The sequence below is a fragment of the Pantoea sp. Ap-967 genome, from assembly GCF_011752565.1.
In the GTDB taxonomy this organism is placed as follows: domain Bacteria; phylum Pseudomonadota; class Gammaproteobacteria; order Pseudomonadales; family Pseudomonadaceae; genus Aquipseudomonas.
On the sequence record NZ_VWXK01000002.1, the window covers coordinates 375,225 to 395,412 of the forward strand.

Here is a 20,188-nt window from a genome sequence, read left to right on the forward strand (position 1 = left end):
CGGTTCAATTCCCCCAACCGTTAGGCCGTTTGCAAGTGCGTGTAGGTGGCCAGGAATTTTCCGTACTTGTAGTTACCGCAGGTGTAGGGCTGATACTTGGCCGGGTTGCTTGGCGACACGCAGGTCGGCACAGGCTCGACCACGGCGTCGTAATCCATGTCGATGAAAAACGGAATCGAGTAGCGCGCCTTGCCGGTGGTATTGATCACCCGGTGGAACGTGGCCGGGTAACGGTCATTGGTCAATGTTTGCACCAGGTCGCCGATGTTGACGACGAAGGTGTCGTCCACCGGAGGCGCGCTCACCCAATCGCCATCACGGTTCTGCACTTGCAGGCCACCGATGTTGTCCTGGTGCAGGATGGTCAGGAAGCCATAGTCAGTGTGCGCGCCTGTGCCCAGCTCACCCAGGGACAGTGGCCCGTTCTGCGGCGGGTAGTAGTTCAGGCGGTGAATGGTGATCGGTTTGCGCTGCAACTTTTCGAAGTAATCCGGCGGCAGGTCGAGGCTCAGGGCAATGGCACTGATCAGTTTGCGGGCCAGGCGCATCATGTGCTCGTGGTACAGCTCGAACACTTCGCGAAAGCCGGCGATGGTGGGCGGAATCGGGTTGGGGCCGAAGAAGCGCGACACTTCATCGTAGTGTTTACCCAAATCGTAGGCTTCCTTGCGGTCCCGGGTGTTCTGCGGGTCGGCGTTCTCCGTGTACATCGGAATGTAGCCGCGGAACACTTCACCGTGGTGGACGATGCTGAGTTTTTCCTTCTCCTCGGCGGGCAGCGCGAACAGCTCGGCGGTAAGCCGGTAGGCGTCTTCGATCAGGCTTTTCGGAACACCGTGGTTCTTGATGTAGAGAAAGCCGATGTTTTCGCAGATATGGCCAATTTCCCTGGCCACCTTCTGGCAGTCCGTGCCGTCCAGCAGCGTGGTCAAGTCAACCACCGGGATCTCGTGGAACGACGTGGTCTTGCTGTTCAAGCTCCGATTAACACTACTGCGCATAGCACTGCCCTCTTGTTGTTGGATATGGCTGACCAATGGCTTGGTGGTGGTTCTGATGCCTGTTCGCTGGCTGGTCGCTGCGTGTTTCAGCACGCCTCGACGAGCCAAGATTGGTACCACTAGACACTAGTGTCAAGTAACAAGAACACATGTGTACTGGTGATTTCGATAATCCACTGATTTGCCGAAGAAAATAGTTGCGCCGCCCGGCGCGGGCTGCAGCCGGTGTATGCTCAGGGCAATCTTGAGTCTGCGGGCGTCTCCTGCGCGGCATTGCTCCTGCCAATGCCCCACCGAGATCAACGCTTCAGTTGAGGTACAGATGGCACATCCAAACAAGCAGAACGACCTTGAGAACCCGGCCCGGGGAACCGCTGATGCATGGCTGGAAGGGGCTTTCGAGCTGTTTCTGGAATCGGGTATCGATTCGGTGCGAATCCTTCCGCTGGCCAAGAAACTGGGCCAGTCGCGCACCAGCTTCTACTGGTTTTTCCAGGACCGCGAAGCGTTGCTCGACGCATTGGTGGGGCGTTGGCGGGAGAAGAACACCGGCAGCATCGTCCGCCAGGCAGGTGCCTATGCCGACAGCCTTCAGGAAGCGGTGCTCAACGTGACCGACTGCTGGTTCGACCAGGCCATCTTCGATGCCCGCCTGGAGTTCGCGATGCGCAGTTGGGCATTACAGTCGGCGCCCATCGCCGCCGAGATCGAAACCGCAGATGCCCAGCGGATCGCGGCCATTGCCGACATGTTCAGGCGTTTTGGCGTAATAGACCTGACCGCAGATGTGTGCTCGCGCGGGCTTTACCTGATCCAGATCGGCTACATTTCCATGCAAATCAGCGAAGACACCGGCACCCGCATGAAGCGCCTCCCGGAGTACGTGAGGCTGCTGACCCAGCACCCGCCCCTGCAGAAAGAAATGGACAGGTTCCATGCCCGTCATGGCTACGTGCCTGGCTGACATCTGGCGAACACGGGGCTGGACATTGCCGGTAATGAGAGTCATTATCTCTATCTAAATGTAACTTTATATCATTCCATAGGACGATGACATGAAACCCGGCATCCACCCCGACTACCGCCCGGTCCTGTTCCACGACGTGTCTGCCAATGCGTTCTGGTTGATCGGCTCGACCATCGACACGGACAAGACCTTCGAGCACAGTGATGGCAAGACGTACCCCTACGTCACCCTCGACGTTTCCAGCGCCTCGCACCCGGTGTATACCGGCCAGGAACGCAAGGCCAAGACCGAGGGCCGCGTGGCAGGGTTCAACAAGCGCTTCGCGGCATTCACCAGCAAGTAGGCAGGCTCGGCCCTTCGCGAGCTGCGCTCGCTCCTACCAGGCCAATGCAGTCCCCGGTAGGCGCGAGCACAGCTCGCGGCGCGCGTTAGTCAGGGCTGCTGCAACATCCCCGCGACTTTCTCCAACAGCAGCGCTATCTCGAATGGCTTGGTGATCAACGCCGTGCCCGGGGTCAGGAACCCACCCTTGAGCACCGAGGCCTCGGCAAACCCCGTGACGAACAGCACGCGCAACTCAGGCCGTTCCAGGCGCGCCGCATCGGCCACCTGGCGGCCGTTGAACCCACCCGGCAGGCCAACGTCCGTCACCAGCAGGTCGAACGGGCGCGGGCTGCGCAGCAGGTGCAAGGCACCCGCGCCCTCCTCGGCTTCCTCGACCTCATAGCCCGCCTCGCGCAGCGTATCGACCATCGACATGCGCACCACCGGCTCGTCGTCCACCACCAGGATGCGCCCAACCTTGTCACCCGGAACCGACCGCTCCCCCACCTCCTCGGTTACCTGGGCATGCAACTGCCCGTCGAACCTGGGCAGGATCAGGCGCATGGTGGTGCCCACGCCTTCCTTGGAGTGCACGTCCACCTGCCCACCGGACTGGCGCACGAACCCGTGCACCATCGACAAGCCCAGCCCGGTGCCCTGCCCCAGCGGCTTGGTGGTGAAGAACGGGTCGAAGATACGCTTGAGATTCTCCGCCGAAATGCCAGTACCGGTGTCAGCCACCGAAATCACGATGTACTCCCCCGCCGGCAGGTCCACCTGCACCGCAGCCTCCCCCTGGAATTCGACCACGTGCGTGGAGATCGAGATGGCACCGTTGCCATCGGGCATGGCGTCACGCGAATTGATGGCCAGGTTCAGCAGCGAACTTTCCAGTTGCGCAGGGTCGATGCGCGCAAGCCCGGTGTCCGGCTCCAGGTGCGTGATCACCGTGATGGCCGGCCCCACCGAGCGGTTGATCAGGTCCACCAGCTCAGCAATCAGCACGTTGATATCGGTGGGGCGCGGGTCGAGCGTCTGGCGACGCGAGAACGCCAGCAGGCGCTGGGTCAGCGAGGCGGCGCGCTTGGCGCTGACCTGGATGCCGTTGAGCAGGCGCTCGCTGGAGTCGGCCTTGCCCTGCTTCAAACGCCGGGACAGCAAGTCGGCGCTGCCCAGTATGCCAGCCAGAATATTGTTGAAGTCGTGGGCAATGCCCCCGGTGAGCTGGCCGAGCGCTTCCATTTTCTGCGCCTGGCGCAGCGCCTCGTTGGCCTGGTAAAGCTCCTCGGTGCGCTGCGCCACCCGCTCTTCTAGCGTGGCCTTGGCCTGCTGGACCTGGCGGTACAGCTGGGCATTGTCGATCGCCACCGCCGCCTGCGCGGCAAGCGACACGATCAACTGCTCATGCTGCTCGGTAAAGCGGTTTGGTTCCGGGTGGCCGAAGAACAGCCCGCCCAGCACATCGCCGGTTCTGGACACCACGGAAATCGCCAGGTAACTGCGCACCGGCAGGTGGCCCTTGGGCATGCCATGGTGGGGCTTGAACTGGCCATAACGGGGGTCGGTCAGGATATCCAGGGACCGCACCACGCCCTCATTGCGAAAGGTTGGCGCAAACACCGGCGTGGCGCGCGGGTGGCCCAGTTTCTCGAACGCCGCGCGGTCTGCCCCGGACAACGTGTAGAGCTTCAGGTGGGCGCCGGTTTCATCGACCTCGTTGGCGAAGTACGAGCCAAAGGCCGCGCCAGTCAGTGCCATGGCGGCGTCCGTCAGGTTCTGGACAATGCGCTCCAGGTTCAGGTCACTGGCGAATGCTGCGTTGATGTCACGCAAAATCCCCAGGATCCGGCTCTCTTCCCTCAAGGCCTGCTCGGTTTCCACCCGGTCGGTGACGTCGAAGCCCTCGCAGAAAATGCCGCTGACCACGCCGTTGTCGTCGAACACCGGTTCATAGACGAAATCAAGAAAGCGCGTGGCCTTGCCTTTGTCGCCCCAGTACAGGGAAATCGCTGTCCCGTTGGCAACGAAGCGTTCACCGGTGGCGTACACGTTGTCCAGCCAGGCGTAATAACCCTGCCCTTCCAGGTCGGGGAACACCTCGCGCACCGACCGGTTGAGGTAGCCGCGCTCACCGAAACTCCGCCGGAAGGCTTCGTTGACGAATTCGAACACGTGGTCCGGGCCTCGCAGAATGGTGATGAACCCAGGCGCCTGGTCGAACATCCTGCGGTCACGGCCCAGGGTGATGTGCGACGGCACCGGCTCGATCGCCGCCGCGCGTACCTCCTGGCCTTGCACCAGCACCCCGGCCACCTGCCCGTCCGCGCCGCGCAGCGGGCTCAGGCTGAACGCCCACGGCTTTTCCCGGTCCAGCCGCACGGGGAACTCGGAGTCCGACAGCAGCAGCAACGCCCCGCTCTCGATCACCGCATCGAGCTGCGGCGCCACACGCGGCCACACGGCTGTCCACACATCGTGCGCCGGCCGGCCCAGGGCGGTAGGATGGCGATGGCCCATGGCTGGCACCCAGGCGTCGTTGTACAGCACCGCCCGCTCGCCCGACCACAGGATGGCCGACGGCAAATCCGAGCTCAGCAGGAACGAGAAGGCATGCTTCAACGCCTCCGGCCACTGCTCCCTGCTGCCAAAAGGCGTTGCCGCCCACTCGACAAGGCCAAGCCGTGCGGCCACCTCACCACGTCGAGGGCAAATGGGGTGCAGGAGCGGTTGTTGATCGCCAGAGTCCATATCGGTAAACGTCGCAGGAGCAGGGCCTTCAATTTAAACCATCGGCGACCCTTGGGCCTTAACTATTACCGCAGGCCTTTCATCCGCTAAAGGTTTGCCCCGAGGTACTTGAAGCGCCTCGTCTGAAAAAGCGAAAAAGTTTGCAGCGCCCGGCACTTTTCCAACGGTCACAACTGAACACAGACCTTCCTGTGTTTGACTTGAGGTAAGCGATCATGGCGAACAATCAAGACAAAGGTGCGCACCAAGGCGGCACCACCAAGCCCGACATGGGCAAGACTGGCCAACAAGGCGGCCATGGCGCGGGGGGCGATATGGGCGGCAAGCACCAAGGCGGTCAGAAATCCGGGCAAATGCCGGACGACAAGATGAACAAGGATTGGGACGCAACCAAGGACACCGGCCGTCAAGGCGGCCAGTCAGCCACCCACGACCGCGACACGAAAACCGCTGACAAGGCTGGCGCCATGGGTGGCCAGCATGCCCGCGACGATCAACAACGCAAAGATAAAGACCGCTGATCGCGCCCTGGCACCAAGGCGGCCCAGCCGCCCTGGTGCGGGAAAGGTGAAACCCAAGGGCCTGTCAAGGTGCCGAGTTGACGTGCCCTGTTTGCCCCTCAAGCCGCTGGGCCTGGCCCGATGAGGGGCGTTTGAGGTGAAAGAGGAAGTACAGCAACCCCGCCAGAACCAGCCCCGCTATCCAGCTGACATCGGCGCCAATCCACTTGGCCAGGTAGCCCTCGAAGAACGACAACTTCATGAACGGCACCGTGCCGATGATCGAGGCGCCATAGACAATCATGGTCTTGCGATTCCAGCGGCCATAGCGCCCCTGGGCATCGTACAGGTCGTCGATGCTGTAGCTGCCACGCCGGACCACGTAGTAATCCACCAGGTTGATCGCACTCCACGGAATCAGCAGGTACAGCTGCCCAATCAGAATATCGGCGAAGAAGGTGTCGAACTGGTATTGCGTGTGCACGGCAATGGCACATGCCAGTATCGACAGCAGCGCCATCAGCCCTGCCTTGGCGCCACGCCGCACCTGCAGCACCTTGGCGAAGCCGCTGAAAATCGTGGTGGTGGACATGTAGGCGCTGTACAGGCACAGCACGTTGTACTGAATCACCCCCAGCGCCACCACCAGCAGCGCCGCCTTGGCCCAAGGGCCGAACAGGTTGGCAACGGCCGTGCCGGGGTCGGCGCCGAGCGCGGAAGGCACCACGGCGGCCAGGGTCGCCCCCAGCGCCATCATGCCCAGCGAACCCAGTGCGCAGCCGAAGTAGGTGGTCCAGAACGTGTCCCGGGTGCGCACATCGGCCGGCAGGTAGCGCGAGTAGTCGGCCACGTAAGGGCCGTAGCCCAAGGTCCAGGAGGCCGCCTGGGCGATCACCAGGTTGAACACCGGCATGGAAAAACCACCGGTATCCACGTGCAGCGCGTCGGGCGCACTCGCCTGCAACAGGATCAACACCAGCGCAGCACCGAATACCACGGACGACAGCAAGCTCATCCAGGCACCCAGGCGGTGAATCAGCTCATAACCGACGACACCGATCAGGAACGTGAGGGCGCCAACAATCAGGATGGCTTGGTTGTCGCTGACCGCCAGCAGCGCCTTGAGCGGGTCGCGCATCAGCACGCCGCTGGCGGCCATGAACAACACCGCGGCCGTCACCATCACCAGCAGCGGAATGGCCGCACCGAACACGCCGAACTGGGCACGGCTCTGAATCATCTGCGGCACCCCCAGGTGCGGCCCTTGGGCCGAATGGGCGGCCATGAAGATGGTGCCCAGCAGGCAGCCCACCAGTAGCCCCACCAGCGTCCACGCAAGGCTCAAGCCCGCCGCCACGCCCAAGGTGCCGACCATCAGCGCGGTTACCTGCAGGTTTGAACTGAACCACACCGTGAACAGCCGTCGCGGCCTGCCGTAGCGCTCGTTGTGGGGGACGAACTCGATACTTCGCTGCTCGATTTTCATTGTTATTGTCCTTGTTATCAGGCGAGAGTTTCCCCGAACGGGGTGCCGGCGCTAGCGACGAATGCCGATCACCCGCCCGCAGTAGCCGGGGCGCGGTAGGGTTCGATGGGTTTGCAACAGCGCGCTGATGTTCGCCTCCACACCGGTGGCGAACTTCGCCGCACGCCCGGCCAGGCTGGCAATGTTCATCAGCATCTGTTCACTGGCCGCCAACAGCTCGCCATCGGCAGGCCGGTACAGGTGATGGACGATATGCAGGCGCTTGCTGTCGTGGTCGATCAGCTGGGTAAACACCTGCACCTGCTCACCCAGCCGGGTTTCGCCCAGGTAGTTGATATGGGCTTCGAGGGTGTACAGGGTGTGGCCATGAATCGCCCGGCCGTCGGCATCAAGGCCGATGCGGTCCATCAGGGCATCGGTGGCGTGGCTGAACAGCAGGAAGTAGAAGGCATCGCGCAGATGCCCGTTGTAGTCGATCCAGTCTTCGACAATGGTGGCTTGATGGGTCAGCAGCAGTTCGTTCACGCACATACTCCTTGCACACGTCTTAGGGCGCGTTTTCAAAGGTCGAGCACAAGGCAGGGTGACAGCGACCGGGAAACGCAGATCATCATCACGTCGTTGTTCTTGCGCTCGGCAGCCGTCAGCACGCTGTCGCGGTGATCCGGCGTACCGCCCAGCACGCAGGTTTCGCACGAGGCGCAGGTGCCCTCCCGGCAGGAGCTTTCGACGCGCAGGCCGTTGGCCTCCAGCACCTGGAGAATGCTTTTGTCCGCTGGCACTTCGAGCGAAGTGCCGCTCCTGGCCAACTGCACCGTGAAGGCGTTGGCCACGCCAGGGCGTTGCGGCGCCTTGGGCGTGAACCACTCGAAATGCACCTGCGCCTCGGGAAAACCGCGCGCGGCGGCTTCAACGGCTAGCATCAGGGGCGTGGGCCCGCAGGTGTAGAAATGAACATTGCCAGGTTGCCGGCCCACAGCCGCGGCGATATCGAACAGGCCGCCCGCCTCATCGTCGGCATGCAAGGTCACCTGGTCGGCATACCGCCCAAGTTCCTCAAGAAAGGCTGCACGCTGGCGGTTGCGCACCAGGTAGAACAGGTGCCAGGGGCGCTTGTTGGCTTGGCACCACTGGATCATCGACCACACCGGGGTAATGCCGATACCGCCCGCAAAGAACACGAACGCCGGCGCGTCTTCTTCCAGGGGGAAGTGGTTGCGCGGCGGGGTCACCGTCAGCCTGTCGCCCACGCGCAGCGCTTGATGCACGTGGCGGGAGCCGCCCCGGCTGGTGGCAGACAGACCAACCCCCACGCAATAGCGGTGTTGCTCCCGGGCGTCATTGCACAGGGAATACTGGCGCACGGTATCGCCAGGCAAATGCAGTTCGATGTGGGCGCCGGGCTTGAACGGCGGCAGCGCCTGGCCCGGTTCAGCGCGCAACTCAACGACCATGACGCCCTTGGCTTCGGCAGTCAGGTCGGTTATCTGCAGGGTCAACTTCTCTTCAGGCATGGCACACCTCACGCAAGGGCAGACCGGCCCGGGGCCACTTGCACCCCGGGCCCGAACTCAAGGGCGGCGCAGTGGCGCGCTGGCCTTGAGCAGCTGGGTAATCAGCTCATCGCGCTGGGCCGCCAGCGATGCCCAGCGGGTGCCACCGGCTTGCTGATCCACGCCTGCCACCAGCAGGGCGGCCGTTTCGCTGTCCAGGCGTGGGTCGCCCAGGTCATCCCACCAGCCGTTGAAGCTGTCGGCGTATTTCTGGCAGAAGGCCGCGAGGCCATCCGGCCCGCCCCCCAGGTGGAACAGCAGGCTCGGCCCCATTGCCGCCCAACGCAGGCCAGGCCCCGCCCACACCGCCTTGTCGACATCTTCCACACTGGCGACGCCGCTCTTGACCAGGTGAATGGCTTCACGCCACAGCGCCGCCTGCAGGCGGTTGGCCACATGGCCTTTCACCTCGCGATTGACCCGGATCGTCACCTTGCCCACCAACCCATAGAACCGCTCGGCCTGCTCCACCACACCCGCTGCCGTCTTGTCGTTGCCCATTACCTCCACCAAGGGAATCAGGTGCGGCGGGTTGAACGGATGGCCCAGGATGAAATGCGAAGGGTTGCGCCACCCTGCCTGCATCTCGCCCAGGCGCAGGCCGGACGCGGACGATGCCACGATGGCGCCCGGCTTGAGCGCCGCTTCCAGCCGGGCGAACAGCTCATGCTTGATAGCGATCCGCTCCGGCACGCTTTCCTGCACGAAGTCGGCGCCCTGCACGGCACTGGCGACATCGCTGTGAAAGCTCAGCTGGCCGGGTTCGGCCTGTACCAGGCCCAGCTCGCGCAGGGTGGGCCAGGCATTGTCGATGTAGCTGCGCACATCGGCTTGCACCGTCGGCGAAGGGTCGTAAACGGCAACGTCACGCCCCGATGCCAGAAACAGCGCCGCCCAGCTGGCGCCGATCACCCCTGCGCCAACCACTGCCACCTGTTGAAATTCACTCATCGGATAAACCTCGGTCGTTGGAAAACATCGAAGGCGCGCCGTTTCAGAGCGGCGCCCTGCTGATCAGCCGTGTGCATACATGACGTGGCGAACGCTGGTGTAGGCGTCGAGGGCGAACACCGACATGTCGCAGCCATGGCCTGAACCTTTCATGGCGGCCCAGGGCATTTCCGGCGTGGCAACGCCGTGGGTATTGACCCAGGTGAAGCCGTAGCGCAGGCGGCTGCTGGCCGCCATGGCGCGGCCGCTGTCACGGGTCCAGATCGACGAAGCCAGGCCATAGCGGCTGGCGTTGGCAATCGCCACCGGGTCCTGGTCGGGGGTGAAGCGCGACACTGAAACCACCGGGCCGAACACTTCCTGGGTGGCGATTTCAGCGTGGTGGTCAACGTCGGCAATCACGGTCGGGCTGTAGAAGAAGCCCCCGCCCGGCAGCACCGCGCCGCCACTGACCACTTCGGCGCAGGCGCGGGCACGCTCGACGAACCCTGCCACCCGCTGGCGGTGCTGTGCGCTCACCAGGGGGCCCATCTCGGTGCCGCTTGCCCGCGGCGGGCCAACCTTGATCGAACGGGCAGCCTCGGCCAAGGCCGCGACGACGCGCTCATACACCTTGCTGGCCACCAGCAGCCGACACGGCTGGGCACAGTCCTGGCCGGCATTGAAGAACGCTGTGGCGCGCAGGGTGGCGACCAGTTTGTCGATATCAGCGTCCTCGTAGACGATCACTGGCGCCTTGCCGCCCAGTTCCACATGCACCTGGCGCATCTGCTGCGCCGCAGCGCGCATGGCCGCACTGCCCGTGGCGGGCGAGCCAGTGATGCTCACGGCCTCGATGCCGTCGGCGTTGATGAGCCGAGCCCCAAGCGAAGGGCCCTCCCCGTGCACGATGTTGACCAGCCCCTTGGGCACCACCTCGGCCAACAATTGCCCCAGGTGCAAGGTCGACAGCGGGGTCAGCTCCGAAGGCTTGAGCACCACGCTGCAACCGGCGGCCAGCGGCGCCGCCAGCTTCCAGGCCGCCATCATCAGCGGGTAGTTCCACGGCGCGATGGCCGCCACCGGGCCGATCGGGTCGCGGCGAATCAGGCTGGTATGCCCGGCCACGTATTCACCTGCCGCCACCCCGGCCAGGGTGCGTGCGGCGCCGGCGAAGAACCGCAAGGTGTCGAGGGTCAGCGGCATTTCATCGTCAAGGGCCGAGGGCCAGGGCTTGCCAACGTTCTGGCTTTCCAACGCCGCCAGCGCCTGGGCGTGCTGGCCGACCACCTCGGCGATGTCTTGCAAAAGCCCCGCGCGTTGCGCCGGGGTGGTGCTGGCATGGCGCTCGAAGGCTTCCCGTGCACCGCGCACGGCGGCATCGAGCTGCGCCTCGTCGGCCTGGCCAACGCGGGTGATCGCCTCCCCGGTGGACGGGTCGATGACCGCCAGTGGCGCAGCAGCGCCTTCGACGAGCTCGCCGTTGATCAACATTCTGCTAGGCATGGTGTATCCCCGATCACGCATCACAAGGTGATTTTGTCGCGGCCCTTGAGGCCAAGGCGGGCCCGGGCTTCTTCCGGCGTTGCCACCTTCAGCCCAAGCTGCTCGACGATCGAGCGGATCTTCAGCACCTGCTCGGCATTGCTTCTGGCCTTCTCGCCGGCGCCGATGAACAGGCTGTCTTCCAGGCCAACCCGCACGTTGCCGCCCAGCATCGCCGCCTGGGTGGCAAAGGCCATCTGGTGCTTGCCCGCCGCCAGCACCGACCATTCGTAGTCCTTGCCGAACAGCTTTTGCGCCACGCTGTGCATGTGCATCAGGTTGTCCAGGTCCGCACCCACGCCACCGAGCACGCCGAACACGATCTGGATCAGGAACGGCGGCTTGACCCAGCCCTGGTCGATCACCCACGCCAGGTTGTACAGGTGGCCCAGGTCGTAGCATTCAAACTCGAAGCGGGTGCCGTGGCCGTCGCCCAGTTCCTTGACGATGTATTCGATGTCGGCAAAGGTGTTGCGGAAAATGAAGTCGCGGGTGCTGTCGAGGAACGCCGGCTCCCAGTCGTGCTTCCAGTTCGAATACTTGGCTTTCATGGGGAAGATGCCGAAGTTCATCGAACCCACGTTCAGCGATGCCATTTCCGGGCTGACCGCCAGGGCCGCGTGCAGGCGTTCTTCACGGGTCATGCCCAGGCCTCCGCCGGTGGATACGTTCAGCACCGCATCGCTCTGGCGGTGGATCTGCCCCATGAAGTCCTGAAACAGCTCGGGGCGCGGGTCGGGCTTGCCGGTTTCGGGGTTGCGGGCATGCAAGTGAATGATCGACGCACCGGCGCTGGCCGCCTCGATGGAGGAATCGGCAATTTCCTGCGGGGTGATCGGCAGGTACTCGGACATGGTCGGGGTGTGCACGCCACCGGTAGTGGCGCAGGTGATGATGACGGACTTTGGCATGGGGGCTCACCGTTTCATGGGTTGGGCTGGGGCGGTCTGGCCGATACGGCTCATGGCTTGACGCTGCGGGCGTAGGCGTCCAGCACCAGGCCGTGGAAGTGGTGCAAGGCGTGCTCGGACTTGCCCGAGCCGTTGGGGTCGGTAACGATGCGCCCCTGGTCGAAGGCTGGGGTCTGCATGCCGCGCTGCACGTTCTCCACCAGCGAGATGTCCTCCACCTGCAGCACTTCGTCCAGGTAGCGGATGGCCTCTTTCTCCATGGCATCCGGCTCGGGGGTTTCGAGGAAGAAGTCATAGGTTTCGAAGGTGCGGTCCGGGCCCAGGGGCACGATGTTGAGCACGATCATCGAGCTGCGCCCCGGGTAGCGCATCAGGCAGGTGTTGGGCCACAGCCACCACACGGCGTGGGTCCGCACGCTGGCCTTGGACACGTCGTAGGCCGAGTTCTGGCCCTTGCCGGCTTCGGCCATGTGGCTTGAGTAGATGCCGTGGGTCTGCACCTTGTAGGTGTCCATGTCGACCAGGGTGCAGAAGTCCTTGTGCGCGGTCGGGCAGTGGTAGCACTCAAGGAAGTTGTCGACCACATTCTTCCAGTTCGACTTGATCTCGTAGGTCAGGCGGTGGCCGAAGGTGAGCTTGTCGATGTCTGGCGCCCAGTGCAGGATCTCCTTGGCCAGGTCGCCGGATTGCTGATGCAGGGGCGCGGCCAGCGGGTCCAGGTTGACGTAGACGAACCCGCAGAATTCCTCGACCTGAACCGGGGTGAGGTGGATCTCTTCCTTGTTGAAGTCTTTCAGGCCGCCGACATGGGGCGCCGCCACCAGGTTGCCGTTGAGCCCATAGCACCAGGAGTGGTAGGGGCAAACGATGCGGCGGGTCTTGCCTTCACCTTGCAGCACCGGGTGAGCACGGTGCTTGCAGACGTTGTAGAACGCCCGCAGGCTGCCGTCCTGGTCGCGCACCACGGCAACCGGGTGGCCGGCGATATCCACGGTGGTGTAGCTGCCCGGTTCGCGAACCTTTTCCCCGTGGCACACCCACTGCCAGGTTTTTGCCAGGATCGCCTGCTGGTCGAGGCGGAACCACTCGGGGTCGACGTAGGCCTCGGCGCGCAGCGATTGGGACAGCAAAGGATCCGGGTCGTAGCCCTGTTTGATCGATTCGAATTGGCGAGGATGCAGCAACTCAGACATATCAACGGCCCTTTTATTGTTCCGGGCAAGGGGTTTTTGCCCGTTCCGTGGGGTCGATGATGGTCTGGGGCCGAGGGGTTAAATGTGCAAGATCCGCCGTTTTTTATCCTGTTTCGGCCATTGTCGTTTTTGGGTAAGTGGCGCCTGGAAACGACCCTCAACGGGGCGCCACACCCCGCTGGTGCATGGGCCAGGCGCGGTAGTCGAACGGCACCCTGCCCTCCTGGCGGTCCTGGCGCGGGGTGAGGCCGAAGCGTTCGCGGTAGGCGCGGCAGAAATGCGACTGGTTGGGAAAGCCTGAGGCGACGCCGACCTTGGTCAGGGCCAGATCGGTCTGGGTGACCAGGCCACGTGCCCGGTCCAGGCGAATGTCGCGGTAGTACAGCGCCGGGCTCTTGTGCACCACCTGGCGGAACAGGCGGTCGAGCTGGCGCTGGGAAATGCCCACCTGTTCGCACAGCGCCGCAATGCCAATCACCTCTTCCAGGTGCCGCTCCATCAGCTTGATCGCCTGGCGCACCGGCACCGGGATGGTGTGCCCCAACGGCTGCTGGGCTTCGGGGTTCTGCTGCGCGCTGCCTGGGCGGAACTGCTGGTGGAACACGTAGCGGGCCGCCTCGTTGGCCAGGGTTTCGCCGTGCAGGTTGCGAATCAGCTGCAAGGCGGTGTCGGTGGCCGCAGCGCCGCCGCAGCAGGTGATGCGCTGCTGGTCGAACACGTACAGGTCCTCGACGATGGTCACATCGGGGTAAAGCTCCAGCAGGGCATCGATATGTTCATAGTGCGCCGTGGCTCGCCGCCCCTTGAGCAACCTCGCCTCGGCCAGCAGGAAGGTGCCGGTGTCCAGGCCGCCGAGCAGGCAGCCCTTGCTCGCCCAGGTTCTCAGCGCCCCCTGCAGGTAGCTGCCGTGGTGCTGCTCCGGCGCCCAGCTGCACGAGAGCATCACCAGGTCCCAGGGCTGGTCACGCAGGCTGGCGAGCGGTTGGGTGAGCAGGTCCATGCCGTTGGAGGCACGCACCGCGCCGCCCTCTACCGAAGCAAAGGCCCAATGGAAGCGGCTTTCGCCGCTGAGGTAGTTGGCCGCCCGGAACGGATCGACGAACGCGGTGCTTGCAGCAGCGTTGAAGTCAGGGAACACGATGACCAGAAAGTTGAACACGGCGGCCTCGCTCAGCGGTAAAAGCCCCATTGTAGGAGCGGGCTTGCCCCGCGAACACCGGCGCAGCCGGTGCCATCCACCGCGTCGCCTGCTTCGCGGGGCAAGCCCGCTCCTATGGAACAAATCGTAACCATCTGATTTAACGGTGAATCCTGTAGGAGCGAGCGCAGCTCGCGATGGGCTGCAAAGCAGTCCCAGTACTATGAGCCGCGAGGCTGAAGCCCTGGGGCCGCTGCGCGCCCCATCGCGAGCTGCGCTCGCTCCTACCGGGGGCGGCGCTGGCCTGGAGATGGGCGCTTGATCGGCAGCCCAGGGTTGTGGTGTAGGTCAAGCGCCGGTGTTCGCGTATCGCATTTTTGGGCACCCACGCATTGCGGCACGACTGCTGGCACTGTTCCCTGCGCGACAGCGCAGCCCGCAGGGCTGGGTTATCTCCTACAGGGGGGTCATACGCCCCCCCGCAGGGTGGGTTATCTCCTAAGGCGGGTGCTTGCCGGCCAGGTTGAGGGGGCTGATACTAACCGTCCCCTTGATTCAGCCCCTACCCCATGCGCTATTCACCTGAAGCCCTCGTCGCCTTTGTCGAAGCCGCCGCGCTCGGCTCCTTCTCCGCCGCCGCCCGCAAGCTGCGCAAGAGCCAGTCGACCATCAGCATCGCCATCGCCAACTTCGAGGCCGACATCGGATGCCCGTTGTTCGACCGTGCCGGCCGCCACCCCACGTTGAACAGCGCCGGGCGCCAGGTGCTCAAGCAGGTGGAAGCGATCCTCGATGCCAGTGCCCGCCTCGACGCCCTGGCCGTGCGCCTGGCCGGGCAGGTGGAACCACTGGTGTCGGTGGTGATGTCCGACAGCTACAGCGTCACCTTCCAGGGCGCGGCGATGGCGCGCTTCGCCGAACGCTACCCGCACACCGAACTGCGCTGCGGCCCCTCCGAAGATGCCGATGTGATCGACCTGGTGCAACAGGGCATCGTGCACCTTGGCATCTTGGCCGCCCAGGACCGCTACCCGGCGGATGTCAGCGTGGCGCGCCTGCCCGAGCAGGCCGAATTCTGCCTGTATGTCAGCCGCGAGCACCCGCTGGCAACCCTGCCGGCCTTGCAGCCGGAACACCTTGAACAGCAACGCCAGCTGTACATCAAGACCTACGCCCCCAGCCTGCCCCATGGCCACGGCCAGGCCTGGTCGGCGCCGGACTACCTGACCCTGCTGGAATTCGCCGTGCGCGGGTTTGGCTGGGCCGAACTGCCCAAGGCGCTGGTGGCGCGCTTCGGCAGCGGCTTGGTGGAACTGCCCATGGCCGGCTACCCGCGCCGCGTGGCCATGGACGTGGCCTGGTCGCGCCAGCAGGCGCTGGGGCCTGCCGGGCAATGGCTGGTGGGGCAGTTGCTGGGGCACTAGGCGAGCCTGCTCTGCCCGGCTCCTATGAAACAAATCGTAACTATCTGATTCAACTGGTATTTATGTAGGAGAGGGCTTGTCCCGCGAAGCAGGCACCGCGGTGTATGGCACCGGCTGCGCCGGTGTTCGCGGGGCAAGTCGGGTCGCCGCACCGCCGCTCCTACAGGGCATTGCGGCGCGGCTGCTGGCACTGTTCCCTGCGCGACAGCGCAGCCCGCAGGGTTGGGTGATCTCCTATGGAACAAATAGTAACTATATGATTTAACGGCAAATTCTGTGAAAGCGGTCGTCGAACATGGCCAAAGTTTCGGTCAGCGCTACACCACCCGCGTGGGCGGCTACCCCACCACTTGGCGCGCCACCGTGCAGAACCTCTTCGACACGGCGTACTGGTCGGGTGTCGCCTCCTACGGGGCGTTCTCCCAAGGCGCCCCGCGTTCGCTGCTGCTGTCCGCCACGGTCGATTTCTGAGCCGCCACGGGCCAACTCAGGCACACGCGGCAACCACGGCGTGCGGCCTCATCGCTGAACCCCACCTGCGCCGTGCCGCCACTGCGCTGCACCAGGGTCTGCACGATCGACAAGCCCAGCCCCGCTCCCTCGCCACCCTGGGGCGCCACGCGGTAGAACGGGTCGAACACCCGTGACCAGGCGTGCGGGGGAATGCCGGGGCCATCGTCACACACGCACAGGGTAACCCGGCCGCCACCCTGCCCGGCCTGCAACACGATCTGCCCGCCCACGGGTGCGTGGCGGATGGCGTTTTCGACCAGGTTACGAATCACGTTATGCAGGTGCATGTCCGCCAGCGGCACACGCACATCGTCCCCCTCCACCGCAACGTCCAGCTGCTTGTGCTCCAGCAGCGGCATCAGCGCTTCCAGCACCGAACGAAAGGCCCCGTGCACGGAGGCGTCCGCCGCCGCCGGCTCGCCCAGCTGGGCGCTCGCCGAGGCTAGCAACTGTTCGATCAGCTTACGGCTGCGGGCAATGCCCAGGCGCAACTGCGCCACCTGGGCCTGGGCACGCGCGGGCAGCGCCTGGTCTTCCAACCCCTGGGCCTGCAGGGACAACGCCGTCAGCGGCGTGCGCAGTTCATGGGCGGCATCGGCGACAAAGCGCTTTTGCCCCTCGACACCGCGGGCAACCCGCGCCAGCAGGCGGTTGATTGCCTGGACGAAGGGCCGGATCTCGCTGGCCAGCAGGCGCTCGTCGACCGGGCGCAGGTCCTGTTCGTCACGGGTGTCGAGCGTCGCAGCCAAGCTGGCAACGGGCTTGAACAGCTCACGAATCAGGTTGGCGACCACCAGCAGCAGGATGGGGAACAAGATGGCAAAGGGCAGCAATGCTCGCCACGCGCTGGCCCGGGCATCACGGTTACGGCTGTCGATCTCCTGGGCCACCGCAAAGCGCCGGCCGGACGCTTCCTGGCCAACCAGCACGCGAAACGGCTCGCCGCCGACCACCACGGTCGACCAGCCATCGGCCACCGAAGCCGCAATGGGCAACGGCAGCTGGCTATCATCGCCGTGGCTGACCACGGCGCCATCGGCGACATACTGGATGACGATGCGTGTTTCCTCATCGTCCCCTGTGCTTTGCAATGGGGCGCTCGGGTAGTGAAATTGCAGGCCCTGGCGCGTGTACAGTGCCGCCACCTGGCGCAGGCTGTTGTCCTGCAGCGCCAGCGCCTCATCATAGGCCGTGAGGTAACTGAACAGGGCGCTCAGCGAAGCCACCAGCAAGATCGCCAGCGACAACGCCAGCGACAGGCGCAACTGCAGCGACTGGCTCAGGCGTCTTTTGAAACCATCCATCCCAGCCCCCTGATATTGCCGATCACATCCTTGCCCAGCTTGCGGCGCAGCGCGTGAATGATGAATTCCACTGCATTGCTTTCCACCTCGTTGCCCCAGCCGTAGAGCCGGTCTTCCAGTTCGCTGCGCGACAGGATCGCCCCTGGGCGCACCAGCAACGCCTGGAGCAAGGCGAACTCACGGCTGGAAAGCTGCACGGGCGGCTGGCCTGGTACGCTGGCGCATTTGCTCGCCGGGTCCAGGGTGACCCGGCCGTTGCTCAATTGCGGCGCTGCCCGCCCGCCTTTGCGGCGCATCACGGCGCGCATCCTGGCCAGTAGCTCGGCCATCTCGAAGGGTTTCTGCAGGAAGTCGTCGGCGCCGCCGTCCAGGCCGCGCACGCGGTCATCGAGCCCATCACGGGCGGTGATGATCAACAACGGCACCGGGTTGTCGCCGGCACGCAATGCTTGCAGCAACTGCAGGCCGTCCTGGCCGGGCAAGCCCAGGTCGAGCAGTACCTGGTCGTAGGCTTGCGCGCGCAGGGCCGCTTCGGCGGCCAGCCCATCGGCAACCCAATCAACGGCATAACCGGCCAAGGCCAGCGCATCCTGCAGCGCCTGCGCAATCATGCTGTCGTCTTCGACCAGCAATACCCTCATGGCCCTCTCCTCGGCGAACCGGCAGGGCAACGATAGCCGCCCTGCGCCGTCCGCGAAAGCCCGTGTATCAGCCTTGGCGCGGGCCCTGCAGGGTGTCGAAGGTGCCCAGCAGCTCAACCATGGCCGCCTTGCACGCCGCCTGTTGCGGCGAGCTGGCCCGCAGCGCGTCCAGGGCGCGGTCGATGGCCTTGTCCAGCAGATGCCAGTCACTCGCGGCGCGCGGTTTGATGCCGGCTTCGGCGTCATCCCAGCTTTTTTCAAGGTCCTTGATGCGCGCCTTGGCGCCTGGCAGGTCCTGGGCATCGACCTTGCTTGCGACATCCTGGGCGATGGCACGGAAGGCGCTCAGGTCGCCCAATTTGCTGGGCGCATGCACCCCCGAGGCTGACGCTGGCGGCTCATCGTGCTTCGAACAGCCTTGGGTGAAGGCCAGCACGCTGGCCAGGCAGGCGATGGCCAGTGTGGTGATGAACAGTGGTTTTGCAGGCATGGTGTGTACCCTCGTTATCAGGGGTGGGGGTTATCAACGGGCAATTCGCTTGGCTTGGTTGGCACTGAACTGGGCAACGCTGACCAGCATGAAAATCACGCACAGGAAGATCGCGCTGGTCCAGGTTGCGCCCATGCCCAGGCCGCCGTATTCGCGGGCCTGGGTCAACAGGTCGCCCAGGGAGGCGCCGAGCGGGCGGGTGAGGATGTAGGCCAACCAGAACACCAGCACGGTGTTCACGCCCAGGCGCCAGGCGACCAGGCAGGCGGCGATCAGCACGGTGAAGATCAGCGAGCCGACACCAAAGCCCAGGCCTAGGGCCTCGGTGGCCAGATCGCCGCCGGCAGTGCCCAGGGCGAAGGTGCACAGCACGGTTGCCCAGTAGAAGCCTTCACGCCTGGGGGTGACGATCTCGCGGATGGACAGGTTGCGCTCACTGGCGTACCAGACAGCGAAGTTGACGGCGAGCAGGCCTGCAAAGAAGGCACTGCTGGCGTACAGGCTGACGTTCAGTTCGTCGGTGAGGATGTCGGTAATCTGCGTGCCCAGAATGCTTACCAGCACCACATTGAGCCAGTAGATCCACGGCTCGCAATGGCGCTTGCGCAGTTGCATCGTCAGCGCCGCCGCCAATAACAGCGCCATTACCGCGCTGGTGATGCCCAGCCCCCAGCCGACATCGACGGCGAGAAAATCGGCGAATGTCTCCCCTACCGTGGTGGACATGACCTTGATGATCCAGAAGGACAATGTCACTTCCGGGACCTTGTTGAGCCATTCGCTATTCGTTGCGTTCATCGGGTAAACCTCCTCGGTGCCCGTCTTGGTGTCTGGGCAGGAGGTTACGCATGAAGACTTAGCTGAGCCTGAGGGCCAGCCTGCTGAAAACCATGATGTTTTTTTAACGAATTTTTGCCAGATGCTTGCTTAGGGTAGCGGCCTGATCACACAGGTAGCCCACCGATGTCCCCACCCCTTCCCGACCCTGAGGATGACGCCCTGCTGACCCAGGCTGCCGATTGGTGCCTGCGCCTGCATGACGGCAGTTGCACCGCTGCAGAGCGCGCCGCGTTCGAACGGTGGGTCCAGGCCGACGCCAGGCATGCCCTGGAGTACGCGAAGATGCTGGAAATCTGGGACCTGTGCGACGAGCTGCCCAGGCACGAAAGCACGCTGGACACGCTGCTGACGGTAACCTCACCGCGCATCAAGGGTGTGCTCGACAGCTAGCCTGATATAAACCCCAGCTGTCGCAGCGCGCCACGCTCCCCCCGTAGGAGCGAGCACAGCTCGCGATGGGCTGCAAAGCAGCCCCAGCATTACGAGCCACGAAACTGAAACCCTAGGGCCGCTACGCGCCCCATCGCGAGCTACGCTCGCTCCTACCGGGGCGTGAACTGCGCCCCAGATGTTGGACACCCGTCCATCACCTGGGGTTTTTCATGAGCAAGTATCCAACACCTTTCAAGCGGTCAGCCATCCAAGCCTTCCTCGATCGAGGCTATGGCTTCCGCCATGTT

Annotated in this window: 20 protein-coding genes; 6 read left to right on the forward strand and 14 right to left on the reverse strand. The window is 64.3% G+C overall.

The features are described from left to right. Positions 1–20: 20 nt before the first annotated feature. Complete coding sequence (locus F3J45_RS04200; RefSeq protein WP_205300048.1) at positions 21–977, reverse strand: isopenicillin N synthase family oxygenase; 957 nt, start codon at positions 975–977, stop codon at positions 21–23. A 346-nt stretch (positions 978–1,323) separates the two neighbouring features. Here F3J45_RS04200 and F3J45_RS04205 point away from each other — a divergent pair, with 346 nt between their 5' ends. Then, positions 1,324–1,965: a TetR/AcrR family transcriptional regulator gene (locus F3J45_RS04205; RefSeq protein ID WP_167057761.1), complete on the forward strand. Its 642-nt coding sequence runs from the start codon at positions 1,324–1,326 to the stop codon at positions 1,963–1,965. 91 nt (positions 1,966–2,056) lie between these two features. Beyond that, positions 2,057–2,311, forward strand: a complete 255-nt coding sequence (locus tag F3J45_RS04210) for a type B 50S ribosomal protein L31 (RefSeq protein WP_167057763.1) — start codon at positions 2,057–2,059, stop codon at positions 2,309–2,311. A gap of 89 nt (positions 2,312–2,400) precedes the next feature. Here the strand turns inward: F3J45_RS04210 and F3J45_RS04215 are convergent, their stop codons facing one another. Beyond that, complete coding sequence (locus F3J45_RS04215; RefSeq protein WP_167057765.1) at positions 2,401–4,911, reverse strand: ATP-binding protein; 2,511 nt, start codon at positions 4,909–4,911, stop codon at positions 2,401–2,403. A gap of 344 nt (positions 4,912–5,255) precedes the next feature. Between F3J45_RS04215 and F3J45_RS04220 the strand changes: the two genes are divergently transcribed. Next, positions 5,256–5,561, forward strand: coding sequence for a hypothetical protein (locus F3J45_RS04220; protein ID WP_167057767.1), 306 nt, complete (start codon positions 5,256–5,258; stop codon positions 5,559–5,561). A gap of 64 nt (positions 5,562–5,625) precedes the next feature. Here the strand turns inward: F3J45_RS04220 and F3J45_RS04225 are convergent, their stop codons facing one another. From F3J45_RS04225 to F3J45_RS04260, 8 genes are all read right to left on the reverse strand, one after another. Next, the gene (locus tag F3J45_RS04225; RefSeq protein WP_167057769.1) at positions 5,626–7,026 is read right to left on the reverse strand and encodes a cytosine permease; all 1,401 of its coding nucleotides are present in this window, start codon (positions 7,024–7,026) and stop codon (positions 5,626–5,628) included. 51 nt (positions 7,027–7,077) lie between these two features. Then, complete coding sequence (locus F3J45_RS04230) at positions 7,078–7,551, reverse strand: thioesterase family protein (RefSeq protein ID WP_205300049.1); 474 nt, start codon at positions 7,549–7,551, stop codon at positions 7,078–7,080. Between the two features lie 35 nt (positions 7,552–7,586). Next, positions 7,587–8,540, reverse strand: coding sequence for a PDR/VanB family oxidoreductase (locus tag F3J45_RS04235; protein ID WP_167057772.1), 954 nt, complete (start codon positions 8,538–8,540; stop codon positions 7,587–7,589). Positions 8,541–8,597: 57 nt separating this feature from the next. After that, entirely contained in the window at positions 8,598–9,530 is a 933-nt protein-coding gene (locus tag F3J45_RS04240) for a 3-hydroxyacyl-CoA dehydrogenase NAD-binding domain-containing protein (RefSeq protein WP_167057773.1), read from the reverse strand. Between the two features lie 63 nt (positions 9,531–9,593). Next, positions 9,594–11,015, reverse strand: coding sequence for an aminobutyraldehyde dehydrogenase (locus tag F3J45_RS04245; RefSeq protein WP_167057774.1), 1,422 nt, complete (start codon positions 11,013–11,015; stop codon positions 9,594–9,596). Between the two features lie 20 nt (positions 11,016–11,035). Then, positions 11,036–11,965 (reverse strand): 3-keto-5-aminohexanoate cleavage protein, encoded by a 930-nt coding sequence (locus tag F3J45_RS04250; protein ID WP_167057775.1) that lies wholly within the window; start codon positions 11,963–11,965, stop codon positions 11,036–11,038. A gap of 50 nt (positions 11,966–12,015) precedes the next feature. Next, on the reverse strand, positions 12,016–13,158 hold the full coding sequence (locus tag F3J45_RS04255; protein WP_167057776.1) for an SRPBCC family protein: 1,143 nt from the start codon (positions 13,156–13,158) through the stop codon (positions 12,016–12,018). A gap of 157 nt (positions 13,159–13,315) precedes the next feature. Further along, positions 13,316–14,317 (reverse strand): GlxA family transcriptional regulator, encoded by a 1,002-nt coding sequence (locus F3J45_RS04260; RefSeq protein ID WP_205300389.1) that lies wholly within the window; start codon positions 14,315–14,317, stop codon positions 13,316–13,318. Positions 14,318–14,865: 548 nt separating this feature from the next. On the opposite strand from F3J45_RS04260, the gene F3J45_RS04265 reads away from it, so the two are divergent. Continuing rightward, a complete protein-coding gene (locus F3J45_RS04265) occupies positions 14,866–15,720 on the forward strand; it encodes a LysR family transcriptional regulator (protein WP_167057780.1) in 855 nt (284 codons plus the stop codon). A gap of 276 nt (positions 15,721–15,996) precedes the next feature. Beyond that, positions 15,997–16,191, forward strand: coding sequence for a TonB-dependent receptor (locus tag F3J45_RS04270; protein WP_205300390.1), 195 nt, complete (start codon positions 15,997–15,999; stop codon positions 16,189–16,191). On the opposite strand, the gene F3J45_RS04275 is transcribed toward F3J45_RS04270, so the two are convergent. From F3J45_RS04275 to F3J45_RS04290, 4 genes are all read right to left on the reverse strand, one after another. Continuing rightward, the gene (locus tag F3J45_RS04275) at positions 16,128–17,537 is read right to left on the reverse strand and encodes an ATP-binding protein (protein ID WP_167057782.1); all 1,410 of its coding nucleotides are present in this window, start codon (positions 17,535–17,537) and stop codon (positions 16,128–16,130) included. The two genes, F3J45_RS04270 and F3J45_RS04275, sit on opposite strands and share 64 nt — an antisense overlap. Next, a complete protein-coding gene (locus tag F3J45_RS04280; RefSeq protein WP_167057785.1) occupies positions 17,513–18,178 on the reverse strand; it encodes a response regulator transcription factor in 666 nt (221 codons plus the stop codon). Before F3J45_RS04280 ends, F3J45_RS04275 begins: the two co-directional genes overlap by 25 nt. Before the next feature lie 67 nt (positions 18,179–18,245). Next, positions 18,246–18,668, reverse strand: coding sequence for a hypothetical protein (locus tag F3J45_RS04285; RefSeq protein ID WP_167057788.1), 423 nt, complete (start codon positions 18,666–18,668; stop codon positions 18,246–18,248). Positions 18,669–18,701: 33 nt separating this feature from the next. Continuing rightward, the gene (locus tag F3J45_RS04290; RefSeq protein WP_167057791.1) at positions 18,702–19,466 is read right to left on the reverse strand and encodes a hypothetical protein; all 765 of its coding nucleotides are present in this window, start codon (positions 19,464–19,466) and stop codon (positions 18,702–18,704) included. Between the two features lie 165 nt (positions 19,467–19,631). Between F3J45_RS04290 and F3J45_RS04295 the strand changes: the two genes are divergently transcribed. Beyond that, positions 19,632–19,898, forward strand: coding sequence for a DUF4880 domain-containing protein (locus F3J45_RS04295; protein WP_167057794.1), 267 nt, complete (start codon positions 19,632–19,634; stop codon positions 19,896–19,898). Positions 19,899–20,188 lie beyond the last annotated feature (290 nt).

Excerpts from the sequence above, each read along its gene's own strand:
- F3J45_RS04250 (WP_167057775.1), bottom strand. The coding sequence starts at position 11,965 with ATGCCAAAGTCCGTCATCATCACCTGCGCCACTACCGGTGGCGTGCAC.
- F3J45_RS04235 (WP_167057772.1), bottom strand. The coding sequence starts at position 8,540 with ATGCCTGAAGAGAAGTTGACCCTGCAGATAACCGACCTGACTGCCGAA.
- F3J45_RS04285 (WP_167057788.1), bottom strand. The coding sequence starts at position 18,668 with ATGCCTGCAAAACCACTGTTCATCACCACACTGGCCATCGCCTGCCTG.
- F3J45_RS04245 (WP_167057774.1), bottom strand. The coding sequence starts at position 11,015 with ATGCCTAGCAGAATGTTGATCAACGGCGAGCTCGTCGAAGGCGCTGCT.
- F3J45_RS04295 (WP_167057794.1), top strand. The coding sequence starts at position 19,632 with ATGTCCCCACCCCTTCCCGACCCTGAGGATGACGCCCTGCTGACCCAG.
- F3J45_RS04265 (WP_167057780.1), top strand. The coding sequence starts at position 14,866 with ATGCGCTATTCACCTGAAGCCCTCGTCGCCTTTGTCGAAGCCGCCGCG.
- F3J45_RS04220 (WP_167057767.1), top strand. The coding sequence starts at position 5,256 with ATGGCGAACAATCAAGACAAAGGTGCGCACCAAGGCGGCACCACCAAG.
- F3J45_RS04210 (WP_167057763.1), top strand. The coding sequence starts at position 2,057 with ATGAAACCCGGCATCCACCCCGACTACCGCCCGGTCCTGTTCCACGAC.
- F3J45_RS04255 (WP_167057776.1), bottom strand. The coding sequence starts at position 13,158 with ATGTCTGAGTTGCTGCATCCTCGCCAATTCGAATCGATCAAACAGGGC.
- F3J45_RS04280 (WP_167057785.1), bottom strand. The coding sequence starts at position 18,178 with ATGAGGGTATTGCTGGTCGAAGACGACAGCATGATTGCGCAGGCGCTG.
- F3J45_RS04275 (WP_167057782.1), bottom strand. The coding sequence starts at position 17,537 with ATGGATGGTTTCAAAAGACGCCTGAGCCAGTCGCTGCAGTTGCGCCTG.
- F3J45_RS04225 (WP_167057769.1), bottom strand. The coding sequence starts at position 7,026 with ATGAAAATCGAGCAGCGAAGTATCGAGTTCGTCCCCCACAACGAGCGC.
- F3J45_RS04240 (WP_167057773.1), bottom strand. The coding sequence starts at position 9,530 with ATGAGTGAATTTCAACAGGTGGCAGTGGTTGGCGCAGGGGTGATCGGC.
- F3J45_RS04290 (WP_167057791.1), bottom strand. The coding sequence starts at position 19,466 with ATGAACGCAACGAATAGCGAATGGCTCAACAAGGTCCCGGAAGTGACA.
- F3J45_RS04205 (WP_167057761.1), top strand. The coding sequence starts at position 1,324 with ATGGCACATCCAAACAAGCAGAACGACCTTGAGAACCCGGCCCGGGGA.